This window comes from Mesorhizobium sp. M2D.F.Ca.ET.226.01.1.1 (assembly GCF_004022705.2).
GTDB lineage: Bacteria > Pseudomonadota > Alphaproteobacteria > Rhizobiales > Rhizobiaceae > Mesorhizobium.
The window spans coordinates 482,951-504,252 of record NZ_RZOY02000002.1; the positions used below are offsets into that span (position 1 = coordinate 482,951).

Annotated in this window: 24 protein-coding genes; 11 read left to right on the top strand and 13 right to left on the bottom strand. The window is 64.0% G+C overall.

Annotation, left to right across the window (positions count from 1 at the left end; genetic code table 11):
* From EN869_RS06150 to ybgC, 4 genes are all read right to left on the bottom strand, one after another.
* On the bottom strand, nt 1-1,155 hold the full coding sequence (locus EN869_RS06150) for a TonB family protein (protein WP_127225386.1): 1,155 nt from the start codon (nt 1,153-1,155) through the stop codon (nt 1-3).
* A gap of 7 nt (nt 1,156-1,162) precedes the next feature.
* Complete coding sequence (tolR, locus tag EN869_RS06155) at nt 1,163-1,618, bottom strand: protein TolR (protein WP_127225488.1); 456 nt, start codon at nt 1,616-1,618, stop codon at nt 1,163-1,165.
* Nucleotides 1,619-1,633: 15 nt separating this feature from the next.
* Nucleotides 1,634-2,344: a protein TolQ gene (gene tolQ, locus EN869_RS06160; protein ID WP_127225387.1), complete on the bottom strand. Its 711-nt coding sequence runs from the start codon at nt 2,342-2,344 to the stop codon at nt 1,634-1,636.
* A 309-nt stretch (nt 2,345-2,653) separates the two neighbouring features.
* Nucleotides 2,654-3,127: a tol-pal system-associated acyl-CoA thioesterase gene (gene ybgC, locus EN869_RS06165; RefSeq protein WP_127225388.1), complete on the bottom strand. Its 474-nt coding sequence runs from the start codon at nt 3,125-3,127 to the stop codon at nt 2,654-2,656.
* Between the two features lie 53 nt (nt 3,128-3,180).
* Between ybgC and EN869_RS06170 the strand changes: the two genes are divergently transcribed.
* Both EN869_RS06170 and EN869_RS06175 read left to right on the top strand, forming a co-directional pair.
* Nucleotides 3,181-4,434 carry a cellulase family glycosylhydrolase gene (locus EN869_RS06170; protein ID WP_127225389.1) on the top strand — a complete coding sequence of 418 codons (1,254 nt, stop codon included), beginning with the start codon at nt 3,181-3,183 and terminating at the stop codon, nt 4,432-4,434.
* Between the two features lie 47 nt (nt 4,435-4,481).
* Complete coding sequence (locus EN869_RS06175) at nt 4,482-5,171, top strand: glutathione S-transferase family protein (RefSeq protein ID WP_127225390.1); 690 nt, start codon at nt 4,482-4,484, stop codon at nt 5,169-5,171.
* A gap of 9 nt (nt 5,172-5,180) precedes the next feature.
* On the opposite strand, the gene EN869_RS06180 is transcribed toward EN869_RS06175, so the two are convergent.
* From EN869_RS06180 to EN869_RS06205, 6 genes are all read right to left on the bottom strand, one after another.
* The gene (locus tag EN869_RS06180; RefSeq protein WP_127225391.1) at nt 5,181-6,083 is read right to left on the bottom strand and encodes a metallophosphoesterase; all 903 of its coding nucleotides are present in this window, start codon (nt 6,081-6,083) and stop codon (nt 5,181-5,183) included.
* Nucleotides 6,084-6,217: 134 nt separating this feature from the next.
* Entirely contained in the window at nt 6,218-7,255 is a 1,038-nt protein-coding gene (gene ruvB / locus EN869_RS06185) for a Holliday junction branch migration DNA helicase RuvB (RefSeq protein WP_127225392.1), read from the bottom strand.
* Between the two features lie 43 nt (nt 7,256-7,298).
* Entirely contained in the window at nt 7,299-7,919 is a 621-nt protein-coding gene (gene ruvA / locus EN869_RS06190) for a Holliday junction branch migration protein RuvA (protein ID WP_127225393.1), read from the bottom strand.
* Between the two features lie 10 nt (nt 7,920-7,929).
* Nucleotides 7,930-8,439: a crossover junction endodeoxyribonuclease RuvC gene (ruvC, locus tag EN869_RS06195; RefSeq protein ID WP_127225394.1), complete on the bottom strand. Its 510-nt coding sequence runs from the start codon at nt 8,437-8,439 to the stop codon at nt 7,930-7,932.
* A gap of 91 nt (nt 8,440-8,530) precedes the next feature.
* Entirely contained in the window at nt 8,531-9,595 is a 1,065-nt protein-coding gene (locus EN869_RS06200; protein ID WP_127225395.1) for a glycosyltransferase family 2 protein, read from the bottom strand.
* 280 nt (nt 9,596-9,875) lie between these two features.
* Nucleotides 9,876-10,406 (bottom strand): DUF1465 family protein, encoded by a 531-nt coding sequence (locus EN869_RS06205; protein ID WP_127225396.1) that lies wholly within the window; start codon nt 10,404-10,406, stop codon nt 9,876-9,878.
* 533 nt (nt 10,407-10,939) lie between these two features.
* Here EN869_RS06205 and EN869_RS06210 point away from each other — a divergent pair.
* Nucleotides 10,940-11,491, top strand: coding sequence for a DUF2269 family protein (locus EN869_RS06210; RefSeq protein ID WP_127225397.1), 552 nt, complete (start codon nt 10,940-10,942; stop codon nt 11,489-11,491).
* A gap of 155 nt (nt 11,492-11,646) precedes the next feature.
* Here EN869_RS06210 and EN869_RS06215 read toward each other — a convergent pair whose 3' ends face one another.
* On the bottom strand, nt 11,647-12,417 hold the full coding sequence (locus tag EN869_RS06215) for a sulfite exporter TauE/SafE family protein (RefSeq protein ID WP_127225489.1): 771 nt from the start codon (nt 12,415-12,417) through the stop codon (nt 11,647-11,649).
* A gap of 160 nt (nt 12,418-12,577) precedes the next feature.
* Here EN869_RS06215 and EN869_RS06220 point away from each other — a divergent pair, with 160 nt between their 5' ends.
* Nucleotides 12,578-13,036 carry a GNAT family N-acetyltransferase gene (locus EN869_RS06220; RefSeq protein WP_127225398.1) on the top strand — a complete coding sequence of 153 codons (459 nt, stop codon included), beginning with the start codon at nt 12,578-12,580 and terminating at the stop codon, nt 13,034-13,036.
* 127 nt (nt 13,037-13,163) lie between these two features.
* Here EN869_RS06220 and EN869_RS06225 read toward each other — a convergent pair whose 3' ends face one another.
* Complete coding sequence (locus EN869_RS06225) at nt 13,164-13,598, bottom strand: SRPBCC domain-containing protein (protein WP_127225399.1); 435 nt, start codon at nt 13,596-13,598, stop codon at nt 13,164-13,166.
* Between the two features lie 161 nt (nt 13,599-13,759).
* On the opposite strand from EN869_RS06225, the gene EN869_RS06230 reads away from it, so the two are divergent.
* From EN869_RS06230 to EN869_RS06245, 4 genes are all read left to right on the top strand, one after another.
* Nucleotides 13,760-14,857, top strand: coding sequence for an adenylate/guanylate cyclase domain-containing protein (locus EN869_RS06230; protein WP_127225490.1), 1,098 nt, complete (start codon nt 13,760-13,762; stop codon nt 14,855-14,857).
* 275 nt (nt 14,858-15,132) lie between these two features.
* On the top strand, nt 15,133-15,723 hold the full coding sequence (locus EN869_RS06235; protein ID WP_127225400.1) for a PH domain-containing protein: 591 nt from the start codon (nt 15,133-15,135) through the stop codon (nt 15,721-15,723).
* A gap of 109 nt (nt 15,724-15,832) precedes the next feature.
* Entirely contained in the window at nt 15,833-16,480 is a 648-nt protein-coding gene (locus tag EN869_RS06240; protein ID WP_127225401.1) for a thiamine phosphate synthase, read from the top strand.
* Nucleotide 16,481: 1 nt separating this feature from the next.
* Nucleotides 16,482-17,627: a tetratricopeptide repeat protein gene (locus tag EN869_RS06245; protein ID WP_245489375.1), complete on the top strand. Its 1,146-nt coding sequence runs from the start codon at nt 16,482-16,484 to the stop codon at nt 17,625-17,627.
* 6 nt (nt 17,628-17,633) lie between these two features.
* Here the strand turns inward: EN869_RS06245 and EN869_RS06250 are convergent, their stop codons facing one another.
* A complete protein-coding gene (locus EN869_RS06250; protein ID WP_127225402.1) occupies nt 17,634-18,650 on the bottom strand; it encodes an NAD(P)-dependent alcohol dehydrogenase in 1,017 nt (338 codons plus the stop codon).
* Between the two features lie 104 nt (nt 18,651-18,754).
* Between EN869_RS06250 and EN869_RS06255 the strand changes: the two genes are divergently transcribed.
* The 3 genes from EN869_RS06255 (at nt 18,755) to EN869_RS06265 (ending at nt 21,205) form a co-directional block, all read left to right on the top strand.
* Entirely contained in the window at nt 18,755-19,618 is an 864-nt protein-coding gene (locus EN869_RS06255) for a LysR family transcriptional regulator (protein WP_127225403.1), read from the top strand.
* 130 nt (nt 19,619-19,748) lie between these two features.
* Nucleotides 19,749-20,315 carry an elongation factor P gene (gene efp / locus EN869_RS06260; protein ID WP_042645720.1) on the top strand — a complete coding sequence of 189 codons (567 nt, stop codon included), beginning with the start codon at nt 19,749-19,751 and terminating at the stop codon, nt 20,313-20,315.
* Nucleotides 20,316-20,404: 89 nt separating this feature from the next.
* Nucleotides 20,405-21,205, top strand: a complete 801-nt coding sequence (locus EN869_RS06265; protein WP_127225404.1) for an inositol monophosphatase family protein — start codon at nt 20,405-20,407, stop codon at nt 21,203-21,205.
* Nucleotides 21,206-21,302 lie beyond the last annotated feature (97 nt).

Here is a 21,302-nt window from a genome sequence, read left to right on the forward strand (position 1 = left end):
CTAAAGACCAAGCATCGCTCTCGGGTCAAAGTTGACGCGAACGTCAGACCATATGTCCTGCTTTCCGGCGGGAACCTGCAGCCCGGCGACGTCGCATTTTTGCACGGCGCGAACCGCGCTGGCGTCGAACTGGGGATTACCGCTGGACTTTTCGACAGTCGGGCGGCCCTCCAGCTTGCCGGAGGCATTCAGGTTGAAACGGACGACCACGGTGAAATCCTCAGAGCCTTCGAGGCCAACCGGAAGGGTCCAGCAACCACCGAGTTGAGCCTCCAACGCTCCCTGCTCCGACTTGGAAAGCTTCTGGCCCTGATCCTTCTCGCCGCCGAGCGAGGCCTGCTGGGTCGAACGCTTGGCGCCGCCGCCGGACGGCTTCTGCTTGTCGAGCAGGGCCGTTATCTCGTCGGCGTTGAACTGCTTCTCATCCGACTTCGGCTTCGACGAGGCCTCCTTCACCGGCTTTTCCGCATCCTTGCGGTCCGGCGCCTTGGCGCTCTCGGCCTGCGCCGGCTGCGGCTTCGGCCGCGCCTCCGGCGCCGGCGCGGAATCCGGAAGCTTGGCTTCCTCGGTCGGCTGCTGCTGATCGATTGCTTCGGCGACGGCGTCCGGCTTCACCTCTTCCTTCGGGATGGCGGCGGTCGTGTCCTTCGGCGGTGTCGGCGCCGGCTGCTTGGCCGGCGTCGGCTTGGGCTCCGTCTGCTTGACCGGCTCGGGCTTGACCTCTTCCTTTGGCGTCGGTGTCGGCGCGACCTCGGTCGCAGGCGTCGGCTTCGGCTTTTCCTGCGGCTTCGGCACGTCCTCGACCGCCGGCTTCTCGGTCGGCGTCGGCGCGGGCGGCGGCGCCGCCGTCTTCTCAATCGGCTTCGGCTTGGCTTCGTCCGTCACCGGCTTCTCGGTGTCGACGGTGTTTTCGCCGACCTTCTGGGCATTTGGCACGATATCCGGGCGCTTTGTTGGAACGGGCGCGGGCTTGTCATGCATGACTGCTTTCTTGTCGCCCTGCAGCGTTTGCGCGATGGCTTCCATCGGCACGATGTCCACTGACACCGACTCTACATCGCTGGCCGGCATGGCCGGCGGCGACGACAGCGTGAACAGCCCGAAGGCCAGCGCCACCGTATGCAAGATCACCGATGAGGTGAGACCCGTCCGCATTTGGCGTCTACTGATCCTGTTCCTGTAGCGAGATCAGGCCGATATTCTTGTAACCGGCGGCCTGAATGAGACCCATCACCTTCATCGCGGCGCCGTAATTGGTAGCCTTGTCGCCCCGGATGAAGATGCGCTCGTCATAACCGGTCTTCGAGATCGCCTGCAGCTTGGCCACCAGCTCGTCGAGCGGGATCTCGGTTTCCTGCAGGTGGATCTCGCCATTGGCGCCGATCGAGATGGTGATCGGCTGCGTGTCCACATTCAGTGCCTTGGCTTTCGTCTCGGGGAGGTCGATCGGCACGCCGACCGTCAAGAGCGGCGCCGCGACCATGAAGATGATCAGCAGCACCAGCATCACGTCGACCATCGGCGTGACGTTGATTTCCGACATCAGGGCATGGTGCCGGCCACGCCGCCTGTGGCCGCGTCCGCCTCGCCCCGATCCACTTGCCCCTGCAGCAGACATCCCCATGATCGTTCCTCAGGCCTTCTGCGCTACTTTTTCATCGATTTGGCGCGAGAGTATGGCGGAGAACTCGTCCGCGAATCCTTCCATGCGCATGCCGATCTTGTTCGCGTCCGATGACAGCTTGTTGTAGGCGATAACCGCCGGAATGGCCGCGAGCAGGCCGATGGCGGTGGCGAGCAGCGCCTCGGCGATGCCGGGCGCCACGACCGACAGGCTTGTGTTCTTGGAAGCCGCGATCGCCTGGAACGACGTCATGATGCCGATGACGGTGCCGAACAGGCCGATGAAGGGCGCTGCCGAGCCGGTGGTGGCGAGGAAGCCGAGGCGGCCCTCCAGCTTCTCCATCTCGCGCGTTAGCGCCAGATCCATCGCCTTGTCGATGCGGGTCTGCAGCGCCAGCGCCGATTTCGCGCCCTTCTCAAAACTTTTCTTCCACTCGCGCATGGCGGCGACGAAGATCGCTCCCATGCCGGTGGTTTTGCGGTCGGCGAGCGTGCGGTAGAGGTCCTCCAGCGACTGACCCGACCAGAACACCTGCTCGAAGCGGTTGAGCGCCATCCGCATCCGGCTATAGGCGACGAGCTTGTCGATGATGATCGCCCAGGTCCAGATCGAGGCGCAGAGCAGGCCGATCATGACCAGTTTGACCACCCAGCCGGCCTGCATGAACAGCGCCCAGATCGACAAATGCGCTGCCGGATCGGCAAGAGCGATATTTTCCATGACTTAAGTCCTTAAGAATTTTCCGGGCGTCGCTGGCGGCTGACCCATGGGCATCCCTTTGGTCCGATCGCGCGAAGCTAGAAGCTTGCGGGACAAGCCCCGAATGCACCGTTTCGCGGCCTTTTCGGGGCAAATATTGGTGAAAGGAAGGCGCACGAATTGCGCCAATCCTCGCCAATTCCTTCATGAACCGTTATGGTTAAGGATGGGTTAGGACGTAAGGCGCGGCGCATTGCCGCGCTTGGCAGGGCGGCGTGGCGCCTGGAACCGTCGGGTTAATGGGCCAAAGATCAGGTGGCAGGCGCTAAATTAACCCTTCCCCCGAGGCATGAAGGCGGCGATCCATTCTTTCGGAAACCGTTTGGGTCGGCCGTTCTCACCGATGATCGCGGCTTCGACTTTCGCCTCCACCAGCACATCGCCGCCGCGCTTCAGTTGCTGCCCCATGAAGATGCGGGCGCCGGAAATGTCGTTGGTGCGGGTGTCGATGGTCAGGATATCGTCCATGCGCGCCGGCGAACGGAAGTCGATCTCCATACGCCGCACCACCCAGACGATGCGTTCGCCATGCTTGCCGTCCAGAAGTTCGGTGTGATGGACGCCGGTCAGTCTCAGATAGTCGGAGCGGCCGCGCTCGAGGAATTCGAGATAGCGCGCATGGTAGACGACGCCGGAAAAATCGGTGTCGGCATAGTAGACCCTGGCCATCAGCCGGTGGCCGAAATCCGTCAGCGCTCCGGAAAGCCCGGCGCTGAGCGCCGCCGATTCACCATGATCGTCCATCGCGCTTTCCTTTTTCAGCCCAGAAAGGCAGGTGTTTGTCGCGCGGGAACGGGATGGCACTGTTGGGCACGATGATCAAGACCTTGATGGCGGCGCTGCTTGCGCTTGGCCCGCTGGTGCTTCCAGCCAAAGCCGCGACGTTCTCGATGAAACGCGGCCTCAATCTCGACCAGTGGGTGACCTGGCCGACCGAGGACAAATGGGGCGAGCGCCAGGCGATCCTGCCCTATCCGGAGTGGCGCAAATTTCTCAAGGACGACGATCTAAAGACGCTCAAGGATGCAGGTCTCGACTTCCTGCGCATGCCGGTCGATCCCGCGCCCTTTCTCTCGGACCGGACCACGGCTCTTCGCGACGAGCTCTATGCCGGCGTCCTGGACTCAGCGCGCATGATCAATCGCGCCGGCCTGAAGGTCGTGGTCGACCTGCATCTCATCCCCGCCGACGGCAACCGCAGAATCGGCATGGGGCAGGTGATGGACGATCCGGCCGTCTTCGATGCCTATGCCGAGGTCGTGCGCAACATGGCGCGGACGCTGGCCAAGGAAGACCCCGAACAGGTCGCGCTGGAACTGATGAACGAGCCGATCGTCGATTGCGACGAGAACGGCACCAGTCTTTGGCCCGAGCGCCAGAAGCAATTGTTCGCGGCCGCGCGTGCCTCCGCCACCAGGCTGACGCTGGTGCTCACCGGCGGCTGCTATTCGAACGCAGCCTCCTTGGCGAAGATCGATGCGAAAGCGATCGCGGATGACAACATCATCTGGGCCTTCCACTCCTATGACCCTTTCCTTTTGACGCATCAGGGCGCGACCTGGGCCGGCGACTTCATCCAATATGTCACCGGCCTGCCCTACCCGCTGACGGCCGTTCCGAAAGCGCAGTTGGACATGACGCTGGACACGATCCGCGACCGCATCCGGGCCGAGGCACCCTGGGCGCGGCGGAGCGGCATGCTCGCCTATCTCGACGAGCAGGTGGCGACGATGGACAGCCCCGAGAAGCTGCTTGGCCTGATGGATCAGCCGTTCAGGACGGTCGAGGCCTGGGCGAAGGCCAATGGCGTCAAGCCGCAGGATATCACGCTCGGCGAATTCGGCATGATCCGCAAGGAATACGGCAACGGCTTCGTCATACCGGCCGCGTACCGCGCGGCCTATGTGCGCGACATGATCGCCCGCGCCGAGGCGCATGGCTTTTCCTGGTCGGTGTGGAGCTATGGCGGCGCCTTCGGCATCGTCGATGCCTTCGACGGCGAGAAGGCGGAACCCGACGTGATGGATGTAATCCGCCAACTTCCGCGTTAGTCACCAGCGATGCTACCATTCCGCGCTGGCATCGAGGGGGTTGGGCTATGCGCTCGCTGCTTTACACGACCGGATCACCTTTCGCGCGCGGCATTCGCGTCATGCTCGATGAAATCGGCCTCGAATACGAACGCCGGGAGGAGACGACGACGCCATCCGCCGCGTCTCGTGCCGAATGGACGCCCGCGCTTCAAGTTCCGACATTACGCGACGGCGACCTGACGCTATGGGAGAGCGGCGTGATCGCCGACTATCTGCTTGCCACCTATCCGCAGCGCGTCGGGCGCGATCCGGCTCTGGCATCCTCGATGTGGCGGGCCGGATCGGAATGGCAGGATCGACTGCTCTTTGCTTCGATCCAGACATTGGGCACCGCCGCGACGACGATCAGCCAGATGCAATGGTCTGGCGTCGGACATCACGGCAATTCGCATCTGACGCGCTGCGCCGAGCGCATCGCCCATCTGATCGGGTGGCTGGAAGAGCGGATCGACCGCGACGGCGAGGGATTTTTCGGCCAAGTCGTGTCGGTCCAGGACATTTTTCTCACCTGCCACCTTCGCTTCATCGCCAACCGGCCACTGGACGTCGATACCCGGCTCGCCGCGCATCCGAAAATCAGCGCGCTCGTGAACAGGATGGAGGATCGCGCCAGCTTCCGGAATAATCCGGTGTTGTGGTGGGAACCCGGCATCACCGGCTACGAAGCCGACGGCACCCCCATCCGCGCCATTTGATCGGAAACCTCAGCCGAGATCGATCTGCAGTATTTCCGGCCGCACCCCGAAACGCACCGGGGCGATGCTGAAGCCGAGACCGCCCGAGACGATCAGGTTGCGGTCGTTCTCGACGACATGACCGTAGGCGTAGCGGTTGCCGAAGGCGGAAGGCACGACCGGCGAATAGCCGAACAGCCGCACCTGTCCGCCATGGGTGTGGCCGGACAGCGTCAGCGACACCCGCCATGGCACCTTGGGAAAAATATCCGGCTCATGCGCGAGCAGGATGATGGGAGCGGTGTCGCCGATCTTGGCCAGCGTGCCGTGCAGGTCGTCGAGGCCGGTGAGCCCCTTGCGTCCTTTGGCTCTGTCCGGCAGCAGGGCAATCTGGTCGGCGAGCCCGGCGATCCAGAAGCTCTGCCCGTCCTTTTCCAGGCGCAGGACGTCGTTCTCCAGCACCGGAATTCCGACAGCCTCCAGCGCCTTGCGGGAAATGGTCGGCCCTGCTCCGGCGGCCTGCGCGGCGCGATCCTCCCACCAGTCGTGATTGCCGAGGATCGAAAACACACCAAGCGGCGCCTTGAGCCCGGACAAGGCGGGCGCCCATTCCGATGCGTCGACCCAGCCGGTCACCAGCCGCGTCCCGGCAGGATAGTCGCCAAGCATGACGATGACGTCCGGCTGCAGCGCATTGGCCTGCTCGGCAAGCGCTGCGATGCGCTCCGGCGTCATCCACGGCCGGCAGGCATGGATGTCGGCAAGCGCCACGACGCGCAGCTTGAGCCCGGCCGGCCAATGCGGCGGCGTCAGCGCATAGCGCTTCACATGGGTCAGCAGCATCGGCTCGATGCCGACCGCATAGGCGCCGAGCGACACCATGGCGAAGGCCGAGCCGCCGACAAGGCGCAGGAAAGCGCGTCTGGTGATCATGGATCGCCCAAGCCCCTTGGGATTTGCATCAGATACGTTGGCTTAAAGGCAGCAATTGCGCCCTCAGCTAGGCCGAGGCGCGCAGATTCCGCGCAGATCGGCCTGCGCGCGGCAGGAAGGCGAACAAATCTGCGTTACTCTTCCTGGAACAGGCTGATCTGCTGCTGGGCGATGTCCTTCGGCGGGTCGAGCCCAAGATGCCGCCAGGCATTGGCGGTCAGCACACGGCCGCGCGGCGTGCGCTGGATGAAGCCCTGCTGGATGAGATAGGGCTCGATGATGTCCTCGATCGCGTCGCGCGGCTCCGAGAGCCCGGCCGCGATCGTCTCGATCCCGACCGGCCCGCCGCCGAAATTGCGCGCGATCATCGACAGATAGCGGCGGTCGAGCGCGTCGAGGCCGAGCGCGTCGACCTCAAGCCTGGTCAGCGCCTCATCGGCGATCTTCCTGTCGACATGCGAAGCACCCGCGACGCTGGCGAAATCGCGCACACGGCGCAGCAGCCGGCCGGCGATGCGCGGCGTGCCGCGCGCGCGGCGCGCAATCTCCACCGCGCCGTCATCGCCGAGCGGCATCGACAGGATGCGGGCGCCGCGCCGCACGATCAGCTCCAACTCCTCGACCGTGTAGAAATTGAGCCGCACCGGAATGCCGAAACGGTCGCGCAGCGGATTGGTCAGAAGCCCAAGCCTCGTCGTCGCCGCGACCAAGGTGAAGCGGGCCAGGTCGATCTTGACCGAGCGCGCCGCCGGCCCCTCGCCGATGATCAGGTCGAGCTGGAAATCCTCCATCGCCGGATAGAGGATTTCCTCGACCGCCGGATTGAGGCGGTGGATCTCGTCGATGAAGAGGACGTCGCGCTCCTCGAGATTGGTGAGCAGCGCCGCGAGGTCGCCGGCCTTGGCGATGACCGGACCGGAGGTCGAGCGGAAGTTGACGCCGAGCTCGCGCGCCATAATCTGCGCCAGCGTCGTCTTGCCTAACCCCGGCGGGCCGACGAACAGCACATGGTCGAGCGCCTCGCCGCGGCTCTTGGCGGCGTCGACGAAGACCTTGAGATTGGCGCGCACCGCCGCCTGGCCGACGAATTCGTCGAGCGACTGCGGCCGCAGCGTCTGATCGGCATCCTCGCCGCGCTTGTCGGGGGCAATGAGGCGGGGCGAAAGGCTCATGCCGCCTTCCTTGCATAGGACTGACGGCGGAACAAGCGCTGCCTCACCGCGCCAGTTCCTTCAGGCCGAAACGGATCAACTTCGAAGCGTCGGCACCCTCGCCGGCCGATTTCAGCGCCGCCGCAACGGCGTTCGCCGCGATGTCGCGCGAATAGCCGAGATTGACGAGCGCCGAGACCGCGTCCGTGATCGGCGCGGCCGCGACGCCTTCGCCGAGCTCCTGCTTGAGGCCGATCGTGCCGGCGGCCGCGCCCGCATAGGCCGGCGCCTTGGTGCGCAATTCGGTGACGATGCGCTCGGCCACCTTCTTGCCGACGCCAGGGGCGCGGGAAACCATGGCGATGTCGCGCAGTGCAATCGCGTTGGCGAGGTCGGCCGGCGCCAGCGTCGACAGCACCGCCAGCGCCACCTTGGCGCCGACGCCCTGCACATTGTTCATCAAAAGCCGGAACCACTCGCGCTCCAGCCCGGACTGGAAGCCGTAGAGCCGGATCATGTCCTCGCGCACATAGGTCTCGATGAATAGCACCACCGCCTCGCCCGGCGACGGCAATGATGCCAGCGTGCGCGCCGAGCAATGGGCGACATAGCCGACCCCGTGCACGTCGATGAGGCAGCTGTCCTCGTCGATCTCGTCCAGCGTGCCTTTCAGCTTGCCGATCATGATTTTCCCCTTAGCCCGCAACCGCCATCCGGTAGGCGACGCTCGGGCGGTGATGCGCGTGGCAGATCGCGATGGCAAGAGCGTCGGCGGCGTCGTCGGTGTCGAAGATTGCCCTGGGCATCAGCACCTTGACCATCATATGGATCTGCTTCTTCTCGCCATGGCCGACGCCGATCACCGCTTTCTTGACCGCGTTGGGGGCGTATTCGGCGACCACCAGCCCGGCGCGCGCCGGAACCAGCATGGCAATACCGCGCGCCTGGCCGAGCTTCAGCGTCGCCGTCGCGTCCTTGTTGACGAACGTCTGCTCGACCGCTGCTTCATGCGGCAAGGCCTGGTGCAACACCTCGACCAATCCGTCATGCAGCTGGCAAAGCCTTGTCGCCAATGGCGCCTTGTCGTCCGAACGCACGGTGCCCGATGCGACGAAGCGCAGCGAATTGCCCACGCTTTCGACGATGCCCCAGCCGGTGCGCCTCAGGCCCGGATCGATGCCGATGATGCGAATCGCTTCCCCCATGCGCCAAGTTTAGCCGTGGCGGCAAGCGATGCCAGCAAAATGTGAACAAACCAGAAACAGTTGCGATCTTAAGATCGTCACGCGATGCGCTTCAGCTCGTCATGCGACGAAGGGCCTTCGACAGCCTTTTGAGAAATTCCGGTCTGGACGATGCGACCAGCTTCCACGCCAGGACCGCATTGCCCATGCGCCGCGGCAGGATGCCGATGCAAAGGAACCAGGACGCCAGAGCTGCCCGCCGCCGCCAGGATGCATTCATTTCCAGGCTTGCGGCGGCGCCAGCTCTTGCCAGTCCCAGCCGGGAGTCGGTTGCAACGGGATGCTGGGGTTCGTCGACACAGAGCGAAGCCAGCCGCTCTTCCAGGTGAACCGGATCGCGAAGGCCGGCCTCCTGCTGCACCGTCAGGCCGATCTCGGCCGCGCGGACCGACAAAGCTTCAAGGCGCCGGAAATCATGCTCTACGCGCCAGCGCGCTCGCTCGGCCAGCTTTTCGGCGAAGACCGAATGGTTGGCGCCGTGAATGCGGTAGGCGCCCAGGCAGGTGTCGATGGATTTCACCTCTCCTTGAAGCGGTGCAAGCGTCGCGAGATAGCCATCGGCACCCTGCCGGAAATCGCGTTCCGGCACGGGCATGATCGTTGCCAGCGCCTCGCGGTCGAACGCCAACCCGCTTGTCACCGTCGTATGATAGCGTCCCTTGCGCAGCAATTCCGGGACGACGTCCCCGGAGTCGAACGGTTGTTCCGGCGGCGGAAAGACATCCTTGATCTGCTGGTCCTCATCGACGAGATGCAGTCTGAATTGCGCCTGCGCGACAGCCGCGTCCCACTCTCCGAGCACCTCGGAAATGGCGTGCGGATAGAGATAGTCGTCGGCGTCGAGAAAGAGGACGATCTCCCCGGTGCTCGCCTCGAACCCGGTGTTGAATGCGGCAGCATGCCCGCCATTCCGGCGCCTCAGGCACGGGCGGATCTTGTCGCCATAGGATTCGATGACGGCCACCGACGCATCGGTCGATGCGTCGTCGACGACCACGACCTCGACATTGCGGTGGTCCTGTTCCAAGGCGCTGTCGATGGCGCGTCCCAGAAACTGTTCGTAGTTATAATTGGGGATGATGATCGATACCGGGATGCGGTCCAATGGCGAATGCACGGGTCAAGCCTCGCAATCTCATTTGGTCACAGTGACGGTGATTTGATGCAAGACCGGGTCGGGCCGACCCGGCAGCGGCGAACGGCCCCAAGTAGGGGCCAATCACTTCAAGGCAAGGGTGTTTCTTCTTGCGAAGGCCATACTATGCGCGAGGGCTACCGCAACATCGAAGACCGGTTGGAGCCGCAGACGTCCAAAAACCATGGCTCGCCAGATCACAACCGGGTGGAGGCTATGCCAGCTCTGGGCGGACTATCGCGGTGTTTGATGTAAACGCGGCTCAGCCGCGCGCGAACGCCGTATTCAAAAGGCTGATCTGGTCGGAAACCGGGTTGGCCCGGCGGCTGGGGGCGTGCACGTCGTTGATGACGCCGCCATAGATTTCTTCATCCATGCGCCGCACCAGCGCCTGCAGGCGCAGCGAGCGCGTCACCAGTTCCAGAAATTCCTTCGGGAGTTCGTTCCAGCCGAGCGCCTCGTCATGCGCGGACGCGGTGTCGAGCCGCACCTTGGATTTCTCCGAGGCCACCTGGTCGCGTGTCATCTCGCCGGAATTCGCCGCCCGCTGCAGCAAAAGCCAGGAGGCGACCTGCATCAGCCTGGTGGTCAGCCGCATCGATTCCGCCGCATAGAGCGTCGCCGCCGTGCGCGACAATTTCTTGGCCTCGAGCCTGCCCTTGCCATCGAGATATTCGGCGGCCTGTTCGACCAGCCCCATGCCTTCCTGGTAGAGCGGCTTGAAGGATTGGGAGAAAACCCGGCGCTCCGCTAGCTTGATGGTTTTCGCGCTGCCCTTCGAAGGCTCGTTCATCGATACGCCCCTGCACTGCCGCCAGCCGATTCGACTATCTTGCCGACGTGGCCAGCACCCTAAATGACTGAGGCTTGAAAATGCGCTTCGATACCCATGAAGGCAAGCGCATGTTTAACAAACGGTTAACGCCGGCCGCTTCGGAGCCGGCCGCTCGCGGACAAAAAAAGAGCCGCGGATAAGGCGGCTCTCAGGAGTTTAACAGGGAGGCGTCAAACAAAGTGGCTCCAACCACTCGGTAAGAATCCAGCAAAACTGGATGTGGATAATAAACGCCTGTAAAGCTTAATGAAGCCTTAACGCCGCGGCGATTTTTTGATCGAACGCACTTTCATGTGCCGGAACAGGACAGCCGGCCGCCTTTTCCAAGATCGTCGGAAAGCCGGATTTTCGGCCATCGGTCGCGGCTTGGAAACATGCCGGCTGCCGCCGCGGCATCGTTCCGAAACACGCGCCACGCAAAAGGCCGCTCCTCTCAAGCGCCACGCAAACCCGCGCCGGCGCAAATCAACAAGCACATCCGGGAGCAAACCATGGACTGGTATTCGATCGTCAAATTCCTGCACGTTGTTTCGGCCATTTTGTGGGTCGGCGGCGGCTTCGTGCTGTTCCTGCTCGGCGTGCTGGCCGAGCGCGCCGGCAACATCGAGGACAAGCTGCAGGCTATGCGCGCCAGCGGAGAGCTCGGCAGCAAGTTCTTCGCGCCGATGTCGATGCTGACGCTGATCTTCGGTCTCGTCATGTGCGGCTTCTGGGTCGGCTTCACCGAACTGTGGATCGTCATCGGCCTCGTCGGCTATGCCACGACCTTCTCGATCGGGATGCTGGTCTTCAAACCGACCGGCGAGCGCATAGGCGCCATGATCGCCAAGGACGGGGTGACGCCGGCGGCTCTCGCCATCGGCCAGCGCATGATGAAATGGGCGCGCCTCGATTATGCGGTGATGCTGGTGATCATCGCCGACATGGTGCTGAAGCCGACCTTGCACGACATCGGCATTCTTGCCGGCATGGCGATGGTGGTTGCACTGGGCGCCGCGCTCGCCTTCGGCGGCAGCCGCCAGATGGTGCCGAGCGCCGCCTGACTTTAAGCGCCCGCCCGAAGGCGCGTTGAGATTCAGGTCAGGCCGAGTCGAAAATGGTGGTTTCCGAGAACCGGAGCGGAGCGTACTTAAAGTACGTGAGCACCGGAAGCGAAATCGACATTTGCAGGCCGGTCTCACCTGAATATCGACGCGCCTCACATCAGGCCGGCAATTCCGTCCCACAGCAGCTTGACGGCCACCACCGCGACGGTGGCGTAGGTGAACGGATAGAAGATTTCCGGCCGCATGCGGCGCACCAGCCAAGCGCCGGCGATGGTCGAAAGCGGCGCCAACGGCATCAGCACCGCCGAGGCGGTGAGGTTGGTGGTGTCGAACTGGCCGAGCGCGAAATAGGGGATGAGCTTCAGCGCATTGGTGGCGGCAAAGAAGATCGCCGCCGTCCCCGACAGAACTTTCGGGTCGAGGCGGATCGGCAGCGCATAGACCTGGAAGGGCGGCCCGCCGACATGGGCGACGAAGCTGGTGAAGCCGGCCACCGTGCCCCAGAAGGCGGCGGCAACGCGGTTCGGCTCCGCCGCATGGTCGGCGCCATGGCGGAACTGCAGGTAGAGCCAGCGCAGCACGAACACCAGCGCGACGGCGCCGACGATCAGCCGCACCATCTCCTCGGTCACCAAAGCCGCGGTCAGCCAGCCGAGCCCGATGCCGATGACGGCGCCCGGCATCATGTCGACCAGCATCTTGCGATCATAGACGCCCCACCATGTCCATACCGAAACGATGTCCATCAGGCACAGGATCGGCAGCAGGATGGCAGCCGCCTGCACCGGCGGGATGGTCAGCGCCATCAGCGGCACGCCGACGAAACCAACGGCGCCGCCGAAGCCGCCTTTCGACAGGCCGACAAGGATCACCGCGGGAGAGGCGGCGGCATAGAACCACGGATCGCTGAGCAGGCCTGACATCGGCAAAGGGAAGGTTGAGGAAGGCGGGACTTCAGCCATAGCGCAGAACACGGCCTGCGGGATAGTCATTTATGCCGGCATCCGTTATTGCCGGCCAAGATGAACGACCGGCCGCATCGCAATGCTTTGTCGGCCGGTTCGCCAACTCCGAGGTGTGGAAATGAGCGCGATCAGCATTCGCCGGGCACGCGAAACGGATGTTGCGGCGATCGTCGCGATGCTTGCCGACGACGCGCTCGGTCGGGCCCGTGAAGACGCCAGCCTGCCGCTGTCGCAAGCCTATCTGGATGCCTTCGCCACGATAGACGGCGATCCGAACCAGTTCCTTGCCGTGATGACCGACGGCGACGAAATCATCGGCACGCTGCAGATCACCTTTATTGCCGGACTGTCGCTGCGCGGCGCCCGGCGCGGGCAGATCGAGGCTGTGCGCGTCGCCGAACACCGCCGCAGCGAGGGGTTGGGACAGCGCCTTTTCGAATGGGCGATCGAGAAATGCCGCGAGCGCGGCTGCCGGGTGGTCCAGCTGACAACCGACAAGAGCCGGCTCGATGCGCATCGCTTCTATGATCGCCTCGGCTTCAAAGCCAGCCACATCGGCTACAAGCTCGAACTCTAGAGCCAGGAAAAGTGTGACACGGTTTCCGTCAGGAATTGCGTCAAAACAAAGAGATAGAGCGGTTGGCCGTTTCCGTGAAACGGTGAAACGCTCTGGTGATTGGCTGTCGGCAATCGCGGCCGCAGCCCTACATCTTGTCCGGTCCCGGGTCGCCACCGGCGGCGGTGATTGCGAGCCGGCCCAGATAGTGCGTCCAGCCCTTCTCATGGCTGTCGCAAATCTCTCGGTCGGCAAGGCCGCTATGGGTGAGCTTGACCCGCGTCCCGCCCGGCTCTTCGACCAGATCGATTTCGACAAGGGTCGAACCGGGTGGTGTCCGGTCGTTGCCATCCCAGCCGAAGCTGTAGGCAAGGCGGTGGACGGGTATGACCTCGGTGAATTGGCCGCGAGCCGTGGCCCTTCCTCCCAAATTCAGCAAATAGAGACCGCCGGGGTTGGGTTCTGCCGTTGCCTCCGTTCCCATCCAGCGCACAATCTTGTCCGGATCTGTCAGGAAGGCGAAGACCGTCGCCGGCGGCGCCGCGATCTGTACTTCGCGACGAACGATCAAGGGTTCAGCCATCGAAATCTCCCGGGTTTGCGCGCGCCAACACGGCTCGTCTGGCAGGTGGTGCCGGGCCAGCGCTTTCGATTCGAAGCCAAATCGCCCTGCCGTTCAACTAAAATTTCGTTGGTCGATTCGCGCTGGTGACAGCGACGGAACGCCGAAGCATGATCATATCGATGCGGCTTTCTTCAACTCTCGCCTGGCTGGTCGACAGCGCTGGCGGCGCCGTCCAGCCGGATGATTTTCTGGCCACGCTCGGCGCGCGGCTGGTTGAAGATGGGTTGCCGCTCGCCGGTGGAGCCCTGACGCTCGCCGTACCGCATCCGATCATAACACGCCGCGCCTGGCTGTGGCGGGCCGATACGGGCGTCGTCATGGAGGCGCTAGTTTTTGGCGCCGGCACGATGCCTGGAACCGGAGAGGGCGATCTCGGACGCGAATGGCTGGCGGGACTGGGAACTGGTGTCGTGCACGATTACACGGTTGGCTCCGAGCGCGGGGGTGCGCAATCCGAGCATCCAAAACTGAATTGGGTCGCGGCCCGTCCTCTCGCGGAGCACGAATCGAACACACTGGACCAGGTGGCGCGCTTTGCCGCCGCGCCACTTGCCGCTCTCGCCGCCAGGTCAGCGCTGTCGGCCCTGCTTGAGGCCTATCTCGGGCAGCGAAGCGCGGCGCAGGTGTTGGCCGGCCGTTCGCGGCGCGAGGTTGGTGAGACGATCCGCGCCGTCCTGTTCTACAGCGATTTGCGCGACTTTACCGCCCTGTCGGAGGAGACGGACGCCGAACAGGTCGTGGCGGCGCTCAACGCCAGCTTCGACCGCATCGCCGGCGCCGTTCACGCTTTTGGCGGCGAGGTGCTGAAATTCATCGGTGACGGGGTGCTGGCGATCTTTCCTGTCGGCGAGCGCTCGGCTTCAGAGGCTTGCGAGGCAGCGTTGCGCGCGATCGGAGCGGCGCGGGCGGGAATGGCGCAACTCAATCAGGTCCGCACCAGACAGGGCATGCCCGAACTGCAGTTCGGCATGGCGCTGCATCTGGGCGACATGGTGTGGGGCAACGTCGGCACGGCCGACCGGCTGGATTTCACCGCGATCGGCCCAGCCGTGAATCTAGTCAGCAGGCTCGAAGGACTGTGCCGGCCGCTTGGACGGAGTGTGCTGATCTCGGGCGCTGTCGCGGCGGAAACATCGACACCCTTGGTCCCGCTGGGCGAACACCAATTGCGTGGAATTGTCAGACCGTGCGCCGTCTTCGGCCTGCCGGACGGGTGACCCCTACAACGGTTCGGCGTTTCGTGAGACGGTGAACCGCACCTGAGCAATTCCAGGAAAGTGTGAGCGGTCTTCCGTCCGGAATTGCGTAAAGACAAAGGGATAGAGCGGTTCACCACTGGCACCACCCGTCGCCGATCTATCCCAGCTTCCCACCGATGTGGCTGGTATCATCCGGGCGACCGAGGCAAACTATAGCCCTCGAAGAAATCCGGCCGGTCGCAAATGTTCTGCGCCATGTCTGCCCTTCTCTGTCCGCATCACTTATGCGATGAATGAGCCGGCGCAAAGCAGTGGGCGGCGGCGTGGAAAATCAGCTTCTTCAAGGTCGGCTGTTGTCGCATGAGCGCATTTTGTGGAGCGGAATCCCCGCACAAGGGCTGCTTTTCTCAGGTCGCGATATCTTCCTGATACCATTCAGCCTGCTTTGGGGCGGCTTCGCGATTTTCTGGACCTATATGGCGACAAAACAGGGCGCGCCTTTGTTCTTCGACGCCTGGGGCGCGATGTTCGTCTGTATCGGGCTGTTTTTCGTTTTCGGCAGGTTTATATTCGATGCATGGTTGAGGCAGCGGATACATTACGCCGTCACGAACCAGCGCATCCTCATAATGCGCCAGGCTCCATCCGCCAATTTCACGTCGATCGACCTCGACCGCATTCCCGATGTTCAGCTGACGGGGGAAACCGCAACGAGAGGCACTTTGCGTTTCGGAGCGGCTGCGTCAGGCTATCCGCTCTCCGGCTATTCAAGAATGACCGGATGGTTTCCGGCTCTTGACCCGGTCCCGCAATTTATCGGCATCCAGGATCCGCGACGCGTGTTTGACCTTGTCATGAAGACGAGACACGACAGCAGGCGTTGAAACCGATCCGCGCCGCTGCGCGGCCCTGCCTGTTCAAACCTAGCGCTTTGCTCTATGCCGCAATGCAACCATCTTCGCCCGGCATAGGCGAAACCGGGATCGAAGGCCAATGAACGATTTAAACCCGCCCAATCGCTGCCGCATCGTGCTGATCGCGCCGCCTTTTGTACCGGCAGAGCATATCTGCGCGGCCTTCGAGGGCGGCGACGTCGCTTCGCTGATCCTGCCCGACAACGGCATGGACGACGCCTCCTTCCAGGCCTTCGCCGAAAGGATCGTGCCGATCGCTCAAGGCGCCGGCGTCGCCGTGATCATCGCCGGCGACAGCCGCATCGCCGGGCGCGTCCAGGCCGACGGCATCCATGTCGAAACGAGACCGCAGGAGCTTGCCGAGACGATCGAGCGCCTGGCAGGCAAGATGATGGTCGGCGTCGGCGGCGCCAAGACGCGCGACGAGGCGCTGGAGCTTGGCGAGCAACGACCCGACTACATGTTCTTCGGTCGCTTCGGCTATGACAACAAGCCGGAGCCGCACCACCGCAACCTCGCTCTCGGCGAATGGTGGGCGGAGATGATCTCGATCCCTTGCATCGTCATGGCCGGCTGCGAGCTTTCGTCCGTGGAGACGGTGGCCGCGACCGGCGCCGAATTCGTGGCGCTTTCCAGCGCCGTGTTTGCCGACGGCCGCGACCCGCGGGCGGCGGTCGCCGCCGCCAACGCGCTGCTCGACGAAACCGCGCCGCGTTTCGAGGACTGACATGCGGCTGCGTGTCCTTTTTCTGGCTGTCCTGGCCGGCTTGATCGCCCCGGCTTGCTGGCTGGGCGACGTGGCGACCGCGGCCGAAACGGCACCGGTGCCGCAACCCCGGCCGGACACGAGCGTGCCGGATAAGAGCGCTCCCAACACGGGCAATTCGGATGCAAGCAAGCCGGATGCCGGCAATCAAAATGCTGGCGAGCCGGACGAGGGCAAGCCCGCCGCCCATATCGACAAGCCTATCCAGAACACGCTGCCGCAACCGGCCACCATGACACCGCCATCGGCCGACACGGTCAATCCCGACCGATTCGGCGCTAAGCAGCCGGATGCGGCTTACGGCGCTTTCCAGCGCGGGCTCTACAAGACCGCCTATAACCTTGCCATGGAGCGCGCCAAGAACGGCGATCCGGCGGCTGAGACGCTGGTGGCCGAAATCCTGTCGCGCGGGCTCGGTGTGCCGGTCAATCCCGCGGAGGCCGGCAAGTGGTATGCGCTGGCGGCCGAACAGGGCGTGCCGGAGGCGCAGTTCCAATATGCCCTGATGCAGCTCGACGGCCGCTACGTGAAGAAAGACGAAAAGGCCGCCTTCGCCCTGATGCAGGCCGCGGCCGAGGCTGGCAACCGGCTGGCCCAGTTCAACTTCGCGCAATTGGTCGTCCAGCAGGATCCGGGCGACGCCGGCCTTGCAAAGGCCGCCGTCTATTACGAGCGCGCGGCCGCCACCGGCCTTGCCGACGCGCAATATGCAATGGCGCAGCTCTATGCCAATGGCGCCGGCGGCAAGCCGCATGACGACGCCCAGGCGCGCATCCTGCTGGCGCAGGCCGCGAGGCAGAATTACGACACCGCGCAGATCGACCTCGCCGCTTGGATGATTGAGGGCCGTGGCGGCCCACGCGATCTGAAATCTGGCTTCGCCTGGATGCGGCGGGCAGCGGAAGGCGGCAACGTCGCCGCCCAGAACCGCCTTGCCAAGCTCTATATGGGCGGCATCGGCACCGACCCGGATCTGATCCTCGCCGGCGCCTGGTACATCGTCGCCCGCCGCGCCGGACTGATCGACCCGCAGATGGACGATTTCCTGCAGGGCCTCGACGACGACCAGACCAAGCAGGCGCTGCAAAAGGCAAACCGGCTGCCGTAACCCCCCTCACTGCATATGGTCGAGCACGACCTTGCCGAAAGGCGCTCCATGCTCGAGGTAGCGAAGCGCCGATGCCGCCTCGCGCCAAGCAAACACTTTGTCGATCACCGGACGCAGGCCGTTGACGGCAATCGCCCGGTTCATTGCCTCGAAAGACTGACGTGAGCCGACCTGAATGCCGCGCGCCGTGACCTGGCGGCGGAAGATGTCGAGCGGATTGATCGATCCGTCGCTGCCGCCGAGATAGCCAATGACGTTGATCTGCGCGCCGCGCGCAGCTGCCTTGAGCGACTGCGCGAAGCTCTGCGGCCCGCCGACTTCGATGATGTGGTCGGCGCCACGGCCCTCCGTCAGCGCCAGCACGCCCTCCGCCCAGTCCGGATTGTCGCGATAGTTGACGCCCTCATGCGCGCCGAGCTCCTTCGCTCGGGCGAGCTTTTCATTACTGCTCGACGTGACGATCACGCGCGCGCCGGCGGTCCTTGCGAACTGCAGGGCGAACAGCGATACGCCGCCGGTGCCGAGAGTGAGAACCGTCTCGCCCGGCTTCAGCCTGCCTTCGGTGAACAGCGCGTGCCAGGCGGTCACGCCCGCGCAGGCCAGCGTCGCCGCCTCGATGTCGCTGAGGTGGGCGGGCGCCAGCACCGCCGCCTGCTCATCGAGCAGCGCATACTCGCTGAGCATGCCGTCGATCGGCCCGCCGCGCTGATAGGACGCCTCGGCCATGACGAAGCCGCCGGCCACCCAGCGCTGCCAGAAAGTGCCGCAGACACGGTCGCCGATCTTGAACCGGCTGACCTCCGCGCCGACGGCAACCACCTCGCCGACGCCGTCGGAAAGCGGCACCAGGGGCAGAGCGAATTTGGTGTGATAGCTGCCGCGGGCGATTTCGACATCGCGGTAGTTGAGCGCGCTTGCCTTCACCTTGATCAGGATTTCCTGCCGGCCCGGCGCCGGCGTCGGACGCTCGGCCATCCTGAGATTTTCGATGCCGCCGGGGGCCTGCAATTCAATCGTGCGCATTTGGGTTCTCCTTGACTGCCTGAGCAGGGCAGGAAAATCGCTTGCGTCATACTGGATTTCAAATTCATAATAATCAGCATGATTATGCATACTGGACATAATCGATGCTTGAGGAACTGCGCACCCTTGTCCTTTTCGCCGAGGAGGGCTCAATTCAGAAAGTCGCGCAGCGCCTGCCGCTGACACAGCCGGCGGTGACACGGCAGTTACAGCGGCTGGAGGAGTTGCTCGGCACGACGCTGCTCGACCGCCGGCAAAAGCCGCCGCGGCTGACGGCGGCAGGATCGGAAGTGCTCTCGCGCGCCAGGGATATTCTCGCCTCGGTAGAGGCTCTGAAATCCTTCGCCGCGCAGTCTGAGCCGCAAGGGGTGCTGCGCGTCGGCCTGGCGCATGGCCTGTCCGACGCCGCTATCGCTGGCGCAACCGCCAATGCCGCAGCGGCCTTTGCGAAAGTCTCGCTGCGTCTGCGAACCGCCTGGAGCGCGGAGCTCGCCGATGAGTTCGACGGCGGGCAACTCGACATGGCGATCGTCCTGAAACCCTTCGACTATGAGGGTCCCGGTGCGCTCGGCATCGAGCGCCTCAGCGTCATCGCGCAGGCCGGCGGCACTGAACACCTCGAAGTCCGGTCTCCGGTGCCATGGGTGCTGAGCCCCGAGCCCTGCGACGCCCGGCAAAGGCTGCTGTCCGCAATGGGGAGCGACGGACGGCGCCAACTCGTCGTGGCGGCGGAAATTCAGGACCCCGCCATGCAGATGGAATGGGTCCGTCGGGGACACGGCCTGGGTCTGATGCCGTCGCGACTCGCGGCACGCGGAATTCCCGATGGCCTCGCACTTGTCGACGCCGGCGATCTCGACCTTTCGATGCGGGTCGTGGCGCTCCGCTCGCCGCACCTCAATCGCCTGGCGAAGGCCGCGGACGCCATCGCTCAGGCCGTCGGCAACATGATCGCTGGCAATGACTGACACCGGCTCGCTTCGCGCGGCCGTATCCCGCCTCCCTTGCCTCCCTCCCTTGCTAGTACGTGCAATTTGTGGTCTTGGAGGCGCCAAAGCGCGACCCGCGCCGGAAAAATCTCACTCGGATCAGTTCAACATGGCCAAGATCAGTGGCAACGAAATCCGTCCCGGTTACGTCATCGAGCACGATGGCGGGCTGTGGGTGGCGGTCAAGACCAACACCGTCAAACCCGGCAAGGGCGGCGCCTACAACCAGGTCGAGTTGAAGAACCTGATCAACGGCACCAAGCTCAACGAACGCTTCCGCTCGGCCGAAACCGTCGAGCAAATAAGGCTCGACCTGAAGGATTTCTCCTTCCTCTACGAACAGGGCGACGCGCTGGTGTTCATGGACACCGAAAGCTACGAGCAGCTCGAGCTCGCCAAGGACTTCGTCGGCGAGCGCGCCGCCTTCCTGCAGGACGGCATGATGGTGACGGTGCAGCTCTATGAAGAGCGGCCGATCGGCATCTCGCTGCCCGACCAGGTGACGCTGACCGTCACGGAGGCCGATCCGGTGGTGCGGGGCCAGACGGCCGCGTCCTCCTACAAGCCGGCGGTGCTGGAGAACGGCATCCGCGTGCTGGTGCCGCCCTTCATCTCGGCCGGCGAGCGCATCATCGTCGACACAAACGAAATCACCTATATGCGCCGCGCCGACTGAGCATGATCCCGAAAAGTTGCAGACTTTTCGGAAAAGATCATGCTTCAAAAAAGACAGCCGGCCGGTAGGAAGAAAGCCAGGAAGAAAAAATGGCGCGTTCCGCTCTCCTCAACGTCATGGTTCAGGCTGCGATGAAGGCCGGCCGATCGCTGTCGCGCGACTTCGGCGAGGTGCAGAACCTGCAGGTTTCGATGAAGGGGCCGGGCGACTATGTCAGCCAGGCCGACCGCAAGGCGGAAGAGATCGTCTTTGCCGAGCTTTCCAAGGCGCGGCCGGGCTATGCCTTCCTGATGGAGGAACGCGGCGCCGTCGAAGGCGAGGACGCCCAGCACCGCTGGCTCGTCGATCCGCTCGACGGCACCACCAACTTCCTGCATGGCATCCCGCTGTTCTCGGTATCGATCGCGCTCGAGCGCCAGGGCCAGGTCGTTGCCGGCGTCGTCTACAATCCGGCGATGGACGAGCTCTACACGGCCGAGCGCGGCGGCGGCGCCTTCATGAACGACCGCCGGCTGCGCGTTGCCGGGCGCTCCAAGTTGACCGACGCGGTGATCGGCTGCGGCGTGCCGCATCTCGGCCGCGGCCAGCACGGCAATTTCCTGATCGAGCTGCGCAATGTCATGGCAGAAGTCTCCGGCGTGCGCCGACTGGGCTCCGCGGCGCTCGACCTTGCCTATGTCGCGGCCGGGCGCATGGACGGCTTCTGGGAAACCGGCCTGTCGTCCTGGGACATCGCCGCCGGCACCCTTCTGGTGCGCGAAGCGGGCGGCTTCGTCTCCGACATGAGCGGCGGACAGGACATGCTCGACAAGGGCGAGGTCTGCGCCGGCAACGAGATCATCCAGCGCGCTTTGCTCAAGACCGTGAAGAAGCCGCTGGCCACGCGCTGACTACAGCGTCCTTGCGCGTCGAAAGGACGCGCGACTTTAGTCGCAAAACCGCAACCGAAGCTTGAAATACTGGTCCGCGAGCGCCCAGATTAGGCGC

Coding starts and splice junctions, on each gene's coding strand:
- ybgC (WP_127225388.1), bottom strand. CDS start 3,127: ATGGACGATCATGGTGAATCGGCGGCGCTCAGCGCCGGGCTTTCCGGA.
- EN869_RS06235 (WP_127225400.1), top strand. CDS start 15,133: ATGAGCCGGCGCAAAGCAGTGGGCGGCGGCGTGGAAAATCAGCTTCTT.
- EN869_RS06250 (WP_127225402.1), bottom strand. CDS start 18,650: ATGCGCACGATTGAATTGCAGGCCCCCGGCGGCATCGAAAATCTCAGG.
- EN869_RS06205 (WP_127225396.1), bottom strand. CDS start 10,406: ATGAACGAGCCTTCGAAGGGCAGCGCGAAAACCATCAAGCTAGCGGAG.
- EN869_RS06215 (WP_127225489.1), bottom strand. CDS start 12,417: ATGTCAGGCCTGCTCAGCGATCCGTGGTTCTATGCCGCCGCCTCTCCC.
- EN869_RS06180 (WP_127225391.1), bottom strand. CDS start 6,083: ATGATCACCAGACGCGCTTTCCTGCGCCTTGTCGGCGGCTCGGCCTTC.
- tolR (WP_127225488.1), bottom strand. CDS start 1,618: ATGTCTGCTGCAGGGGCAAGTGGATCGGGGCGAGGCGGACGCGGCCAC.
- EN869_RS06230 (WP_127225490.1), top strand. CDS start 13,760: ATGCGGCTTTCTTCAACTCTCGCCTGGCTGGTCGACAGCGCTGGCGGC.
- EN869_RS06220 (WP_127225398.1), top strand. CDS start 12,578: ATGAGCGCGATCAGCATTCGCCGGGCACGCGAAACGGATGTTGCGGCG.
- ruvA (WP_127225393.1), bottom strand. CDS start 7,919: ATGATCGGCAAGCTGAAAGGCACGCTGGACGAGATCGACGAGGACAGC.
- tolQ (WP_127225387.1), bottom strand. CDS start 2,344: ATGGAAAATATCGCTCTTGCCGATCCGGCAGCGCATTTGTCGATCTGG.
- EN869_RS06150 (WP_127225386.1), bottom strand. CDS start 1,155: ATGCGGACGGGTCTCACCTCATCGGTGATCTTGCATACGGTGGCGCTG.
- EN869_RS06175 (WP_127225390.1), top strand. CDS start 4,482: ATGCGCTCGCTGCTTTACACGACCGGATCACCTTTCGCGCGCGGCATT.
- EN869_RS06225 (WP_127225399.1), bottom strand. CDS start 13,598: ATGGCTGAACCCTTGATCGTTCGTCGCGAAGTACAGATCGCGGCGCCG.
- efp (WP_042645720.1), top strand. CDS start 19,749: ATGGCCAAGATCAGTGGCAACGAAATCCGTCCCGGTTACGTCATCGAG.
- ruvC (WP_127225394.1), bottom strand. CDS start 8,439: ATGGGGGAAGCGATTCGCATCATCGGCATCGATCCGGGCCTGAGGCGC.
- EN869_RS06210 (WP_127225397.1), top strand. CDS start 10,940: ATGGACTGGTATTCGATCGTCAAATTCCTGCACGTTGTTTCGGCCATT.
- EN869_RS06170 (WP_127225389.1), top strand. CDS start 3,181: ATGGCACTGTTGGGCACGATGATCAAGACCTTGATGGCGGCGCTGCTT.
- EN869_RS06245 (WP_245489375.1), top strand. CDS start 16,482: ATGCGGCTGCGTGTCCTTTTTCTGGCTGTCCTGGCCGGCTTGATCGCC.
- EN869_RS06240 (WP_127225401.1), top strand. CDS start 15,833: ATGAACGATTTAAACCCGCCCAATCGCTGCCGCATCGTGCTGATCGCG.
- ruvB (WP_127225392.1), bottom strand. CDS start 7,255: ATGAGCCTTTCGCCCCGCCTCATTGCCCCCGACAAGCGCGGCGAGGAT.
- EN869_RS06255 (WP_127225403.1), top strand. CDS start 18,755: ATGCTTGAGGAACTGCGCACCCTTGTCCTTTTCGCCGAGGAGGGCTCA.
- EN869_RS06265 (WP_127225404.1), top strand. CDS start 20,405: ATGGCGCGTTCCGCTCTCCTCAACGTCATGGTTCAGGCTGCGATGAAG.